The organism is Mesorhizobium sp. M7A.T.Ca.US.000.02.2.1, from assembly GCF_003996995.1.
Classification (GTDB): Bacteria; Pseudomonadota; Alphaproteobacteria; order Rhizobiales; family Rhizobiaceae; genus Mesorhizobium.
The window spans coordinates 1-6564 of sequence record NZ_RZTT01000342.1 but is presented as its reverse complement, the minus strand read 5'-3'; the positions used below and the strand labels follow the sequence as shown (position 1 = coordinate 6564).

The following is a 6564-nucleotide window of genomic DNA, read 5'->3' as shown; positions in this document are numbered from 1 at the left end:
GCGTCACCCCGCGGCCACGCAGCGTGCCTGGGGCAACCGCCGGCGTCGATCCGCAGATCATGGGCACCGGCCCGATCCCAGCATCGCGCAAGGCCTTGGAAAAGGCCGGCTGGTCGGTCGGCGATCTCGACCTGGTCGAGGCCAACGAGGCCTTTGCCGCGCAGGCCTGCGCCGTCAACAAGGACATGGGCTGGGATCCTTCGATCGTCAACGTCAATGGCGGCGCCATCGCCATCGGCCACCCGATCGGTGCTTCCGGCGCCCGTGTCTTCAACACACTGGTCTTCGAGATGCGCCGGCGCGGCGCCAAGAAAGGCCTCGCCACCTTGTGCATCGGCGGCGGCATGGGCGTCGCCATGTGCATCGAAGCACTCTGAAAAAGAAGTGAGTAGCGAATAGGGAGTAGTCAATAGGGAAGAATTGCGTCAGCGCGGCGGGACGTAGATCCCTACTCGCTATTCGCTACTCCCTATTCGCTCTCCCGACCAAAGGGAGGGAACACGCATGACCAAGGTAGCAATCGTCACAGGCGGATCGCGCGGCATCGGCGCGGCGATCTCGATCGCATTGAAGACCGTCGGCTATTCGGTTGCGGCGAACTATGCCGGCAATGACGCCGCAGCGGCGAAATTCAAGACCGAGACCGGCATTCCCGTCTACAAATGGTCGGTCGCCGACTATGATGCCTGCGCCGCAGGCATCCGCCAAGTCGAGGCCGATCTCGGCCCGGTCTCGGTGCTGGTCAACAACGCCGGCATCACCCGGGACGCCATGTTCCACAAGATCACGCGCGAGCAGTGGAAAGAGGTCATCGACACCAACCTGTCCGGCGTCTTCAACATGACGCATCCGCTGTGGAGCGGCATGCGCGACCGCAAGTTCGGCCGCGTCATCACCATCTCGTCGATCAACGGCCAGAAAGGCCAGGCCGGCCAGGTCAACTATTCCGCCGCCAAGGCTGGCGACATCGGTTTCAGCAAAGCCCTCGCTCAAGAGGGAGCTCGCGCGGGCATCACCGTCAACGTCATCTGCCCTGGCTACATCGCCACCGAGATGGTCAAGGCGATCGACGAGAGGGTGCTCAACGACCGCATCATCCCGCAAATCCCCGTCGGCCGCCTCGGCGAACCGGAAGAAATCGCGCGCTGCGTCGTCTTCCTCGCATCCGAAGATGCAGGCTTCATCACCGGCTCGACCATCACGGCCAACGGTGGCCAATACTTCGCCTGACGACAACCACGTGGCTTGAATGTGCAGGTGCCGGCGGTGTCGCCGGCACGTTCGTCTTTAGACGCAACTGCTCCGATACAGCGCCGGAAGTTGTCCGGCGCCTCGAGATCAGGCAACCAGCTTGAGCTCCCGTTTCATCGCTTGCTTGCGCACGCCCGGCTGCGACGACGCCAGCAGCGTCGCCATTTCGGCCCGGCTGAGACCTGACAATTTCATCGAGATCCTGCGCTTGACGAACGGCATCATGTTGACGACGCCGAGCACGAAATTGCGCAGGACGCGCCGCAGCGGTGTGCGGACAAGCGCCATGCCTGTCAGCCTGCCCGCCAGTTCGATCACCTCTTGTGCCGCGGGACGCCGAAGCGTCTCGTAGAGGTCGAGTTCGCTTTCCGGGCGGACACCGTTGATCACGTCGCCGAGCAGTTCTCCCAGCACCACGGCATCGATCAGGCCGGTGTTCATGCCTTGGCCGCCGGCTGGGCTGTGCACATGGGCGGCGTCGCCCATGACAAACAGGTGCCCCTGGCGGTAGGACTTGGCAAGGCGGTGATGCACGCGGAACCGTGTACTCCAGGTCAGGTCGAGCACCTGCGCCGGGCTGGCCGACGGGCCGCGACTGTCGAGCAGCGCCTGTATGTCGGCAATGCCAGGCCGCTCAGGCGCCTCATCCATGGTCGCTACGATGCGATATGATCCGTCCGGCAGTGGCGCGACGACGACCAGTCCGGCCGGGGAGAACAGCAGCGACACCTCCGTTGGCCCGAGCGGCCAATCAAGGCGCACGTCGGCGAGTACAAAAGACCCTGCATAGGCCTCGCCATCGAAGCCTATGCCGGCGGCCTCGCGTGTCACGCTGTGCATGCCGTCCGCACCGACGACGTAACGCGCCGAGATCGTCTTTTCGCGACCATTCTGGACGACCGTGACGTGTGCGCCATCGACCCCCTGCAATACCTCCTTCGCCTCGACGCCGCGATGGACGACACCGCCCAACCCGGCGATGCGCTCAGTGAGGACCTTCTCGGTTAGGTTCTGCGGAATCATCAGCACGTAGGGATACGCCGAGGGCAGGCTCGAGAAATCGAGGTTGATTAGGACCCGGTCGCGATCACGTATGGCGAAGTTGTCAAGCTTCAGGCCGAGTTCGACCAGCCGCCCCGTGACGCCAAGCGGCTCGAGTGTCTCCAGCGTCTGCGCGTGGATCACTCCGGCACGTGAGGTGTTGAGGCCTTCGGCGAGGCGGTCGACCACGACGTGATCGACGCCTGCCTGATGCAGGGCAATGGACAGCGCCAGGCCGGTCGGGCCGGCGCCTATGACCAGGACTTCGGTGGTATCAGGCAGCATTTTCTCTCTCCGTTTGTCAACGATTGGTGACTTTTATCTTGGGTGCTTGAGTTTGTCAACGATCGTTGATATTTGATTTTCGTGAGCACGAATCATTCGAAAAAGCCGAGCAAGTCGGATCGCACCCGAGGGCAAATCCTGGATGCCGCCAGAGATCTGTTTGCCGAGCACGGCTATGACGGCGCGTCGATCCGCGATGTCGGGACCCGCGCCTCGATCGATCCGGCCATGGTGATCCGCTATTTCCGCAGCAAGGACGAATTGTTCGCCCGGGCGGCACTCGTCGACCTGCAACTGCCGGCACTTCGGGTGATCGACCCGGCCACCGTCGGCGAAACTTTGATCAGGCGGTTTCTCGAAGTCTGGGAAGGCCCGGCCAGCGGACCCGGCATGGCAATTCTGCTGCGTTCCGCGGCGTCGAACGAATTCGCCGCCGAAAAAATGCGCGAGATATTCGCCGACCAGGTGAGGCCGGTGGTTGCGGCGGTCGGCGATCTCGCCGACGCCGGTCGAAGGGCCGGGCTCATTTCGAGCCAGTTGCTGGGTTTGGCGATGTGCCGATATGTGCTGCGGCTACCGCCCGTCGTCGCTCTGTCACACGACGAGATCATCCGGAACGTCGGCCCTGCGCTGCAACGCTATGCCACTGGAGAGGACACGGCCTGAACCAGCGGTCCGGCCGGACCGGTCAACATGCAGCGGCTGCACCTAGCCAAAGCATGCAACCAATCTGTGCCGAAGCAGCACGCGGAGGTTAACAGCCACCCGCCGCCCTGTGCGAAAGCTGCTTCGTAACCTGTGGATTCTCGGTGGATAAGCTGTTCACAACACAAGATATTGGGGTGAACAAATCGGGAAAATCACGCCATCGCTGATTCGTCGCCGATTCGTTCCGGCTATGAGCCGAACGTTAACGACGACAGCCGGAATCGCCTGCCCAACTGCTTAACGCAGGTTAAGAAAGATCAACAATTTCATCATGTTGGTCGAGGCGCGCCTAGCCACCGTGATTGTTACCAGACAAAGGTTAACGGCAACACCCTCTTAGCATGAAACGGGCCAGTTCAGCGATTCAGCATGTGGTGCGACTCGCGGCCGCGAAATCCACATGTAGCCGTGAACAAAAGCTGAATCTGCAGGAGTCACTGATTCGTCGCCGATTCGTTCCAGACTCGTTCTATCCGTTAATCCGCAGCCGATTGGAAGCTTGACAAAACCACCTTCTGGCCGCCGGCGGAACATTCCGCTTTCGCTTCGCGCCCGAAATCCCTATGTGTCGCCTGTCATACGCGCCATTTGAGGCACGCTCCCGACAACCAGAGGCCAGAAGCCTTATTTCCAGGTCCCAGAAGCCTTATTCTAGGTTGATGAACATCCAGCCCAAACACACAGAGCCGCTGATCCTGTCGGGCCGCGACGTGACCGCCGTGCTCGGGCCGACCAACACCGGCAAGACCCATCTCGCCATCGAGCGCATGGTGGCGCATGAGAGTGGGATCATCGGCCTGCCGCTCAGACTTCTGGCGCGCGAGGTCTACGCCCGCGTCTGCGAAAAGGTCGGCGCCCACAAGGTTGCGCTGATCACCGGCGAGGAAAAGATCCAGCCGCCGGGCGCCAGATATTCGGTCTGCACCGTCGAGGCCATGCCGCGCGAGACCGACGCCGCCTTTGTCGCCATCGACGAGGTGCAGCTCGCCGGTGACCTCGAGCGCGGCCACATCTTCACCGATCGCATCCTGCACCTGCGCGGCCGCCAGGAGACGCTGCTGCTGGGTGCCGCCACCATGCACGGTATCCTGCAGCGCCTGCTGAGGGGTGTCTCGGTGGTGACGCGGCCGAGGCTGTCGCATCTTGCCTATGCCGGCTCCAAGAAGCTGACCCGCCTGCCGCGGCGCACGGCAATCGTCGCCTTCTCCGCCGACGAGGTCTACGCCATCGCCGAGTTGATCCGCCGCCAGCAAGGCGGTGCCGCCGTCGTGCTCGGCGCGCTCTCGCCGCGCACCCGCAACGCCCAGGTGGCGCTGTTCCAGTCCGGCGATGTCGACTACCTCATCGCCACCGACGCCATCGGCATGGGTCTCAATCTCGATCTCGACCACGTCGCCTTCGCCCAGAACCGCAAGTTCGATGGCTTCCAGTACCGCAACCTGACCGCGGCCGAGCTCGGCCAGATCGCCGGCCGCGCCGGCCGGCATCTGCGCGACGGCACGTTCGGTGTCACCGGCCAGGTCGACCCGCTCGACGAAGAGCTGATCAAGAAGATCGAAGGCCACGATTTCGATCCGGTGAAGGTGCTGCAGTGGCGCACCGCGCATTTCGACTTTGCCAGCCTCGACGCGCTGAAGCGCTCGATCGAGACCAACGCTCCGGTCGAGGGACTGACGCGGGCATTGCCTGCCGTCGACGCGCAGGCGCTCGAGCATCTGTCGCGCGACGAGGACATTCGCGCGCTCACCACCAATGCCAAGCGCGTGGCGCTGCTGTGGGAAGCCTGCGCGCTGCCCGACTACCGCAGGATCGCGCCGGCGCAGCATGCCGACCTCATTGCCTCGATCTACACGGACCTCGCACGCCACGGCCATGTCAACGAGAATTACATGGCCGAGCAGGTGCGCCGCGCCGACACCACCGAGGGCGACATTGACACGCTGTCGCATCGCATAGCCCAGATCCGCACCTGGACATTCGTGTCGAACCGGCCCGGCTGGCTGGCCGATCAGGCACACTGGCAGGAAAAGACGCGCGAAATCGAAGACAGATTGTCGGATGCGCTGCATGAGCGGTTGACGAAACGCTTCGTAGACCGCAGGACTTCCGTCCTCATGCGGCGCCTTAGAGAAAATACCATGCCTGAAGCCGAAATTAGCCCTACCGGAACCGTCCTTGTCGAAGGCCACCATGTCGGCGAGTTGCAAGGGTTCCGCTTCACCGCCGACCAGACCGCCGGCGGCGAAGACGCCAAGGCGGTGCGCACCGCTGCCCAGAAGGCGCTGGCCGCCGAGTTCGAATCGCGCGCCGAACGCTTCGGCGCCTCGGCCAATGGCGACATCGCGCTCGGCTCGGACGGCACGCTGCGCTGGATCGGCGCGCCGATCGGCACGCTTGTATCAGGCGAAGACGCGCTGAAGCCGCGGCTGGTGCTGCTGGCCGACGAACAACTGACCGGCCCGGCGCGCGACAAGGTTGCCGCGCGTGCCGAGCGTTTCGTCAATTTCCAGATCGAGTCGCTGCTGAAGCCGCTGGTCGACTTGAAAAACGCCGACCAGATTTCCGGCATCGGCCGCGGCATCGCCTTCCAGCTGGTCGAGAATTTCGGCCTCATCAACCGCCGCGACATCGCCGAGGAGATGAAGTCGCTCGACCAGGAAGGCCGCGCCGCCCTTCGCCGGCTTGGCGTGCGCTTCGGCGCCTACCATGTCTTCGTACCGGCGCTGATCAAGCCGGCGCCTGCCGGACTGGTGACGCTGCTGTGGGCGCTGAAGAACGACGGCAAGGACAAGCCGGGTTTTGGCGACGTGGTCCATGCGCTCGCCTCGGGTCGCACCTCGGTGGTGATCGACCCTGCTTTCGACAAGACGTTCTATAAGCTTGCCGGCTACCGCAATCTCGGCCGTCGCGCCGTGCGCATCGACATACTGGAACGGCTGGCGGATCTGATCCGTCCGGCGACCAACTGGAAGCCCGGCCTCGGCCAGCGCCCGGACGGCGCCTATGACGGCCAGTCCTTCATGGTGACGCCGCCGATGATGTCGATCCTCGGCGCCACCGCCGACGACATGGAAGAAATTCTCAAGGGTCTCGGCTACCGTGCCGAGCCTAAGCCGGCCGTCGAGGTCAAGGCGCGGCTCGAAGCGCAGGACAACGCCGCCCGCGAAGCGGCGGTGGCGAAACTGGCGACGGAAGAAGCTGCACGAGCCGAGCAGGCCAAAGCGGCGGAAGCCGCGGCAACGGATGCCGCAGCAGAGGCAGCCGTCGAAGGGTCGGAGC

The 6564-nt window shown here is 63.7% G+C and carries 4 protein-coding genes and 1 pseudogene; 4 read left to right on the top strand and 1 reads right to left on the bottom strand.

Annotated features, from left to right (window positions below; genetic code table 11):
- Positions 1-377: pseudogene (locus EOD15_RS25645) on the top strand (acetyl-CoA C-acetyltransferase); the annotation flags it as partial.
- A 127-nt stretch (positions 378-504) separates the two neighbouring features.
- Positions 505-1230, top strand: a complete 726-nt coding sequence (gene phbB / locus EOD15_RS25640) for an acetoacetyl-CoA reductase (RefSeq protein ID WP_127380682.1) — start codon at positions 505-507, stop codon at positions 1228-1230.
- Positions 1231-1338: 108 nt separating this feature from the next.
- Here the strand turns inward: phbB and EOD15_RS25635 are convergent, their stop codons facing one another.
- On the bottom strand, positions 1339-2577 hold the full coding sequence (locus EOD15_RS25635) for an FAD-dependent monooxygenase (protein WP_127408960.1): 1239 nt from the start codon (positions 2575-2577) through the stop codon (positions 1339-1341).
- Positions 2578-2658: 81 nt separating this feature from the next.
- Between EOD15_RS25635 and EOD15_RS25630 the strand changes: the two genes are divergently transcribed.
- Both EOD15_RS25630 and EOD15_RS25625 read left to right on the top strand, forming a co-directional pair.
- Positions 2659-3243, top strand: a complete 585-nt coding sequence (locus tag EOD15_RS25630; RefSeq protein WP_127322792.1) for a TetR family transcriptional regulator — start codon at positions 2659-2661, stop codon at positions 3241-3243.
- Between the two features lie 701 nt (positions 3244-3944).
- Positions 3945-6564, top strand: a 2620-nt coding sequence (locus EOD15_RS25625) for a helicase-related protein (RefSeq protein WP_127408959.1), incomplete at its 3' end; no start/stop codon positions are given.

Excerpts from the sequence above, each read along its gene's own strand:
- EOD15_RS25635 (WP_127408960.1), bottom strand. The coding sequence starts at position 2,577 with ATGCTGCCTGATACCACCGAAGTCCTGGTCATAGGCGCCGGCCCGACC.
- phbB (WP_127380682.1), top strand. The coding sequence starts at position 505 with ATGACCAAGGTAGCAATCGTCACAGGCGGATCGCGCGGCATCGGCGCG.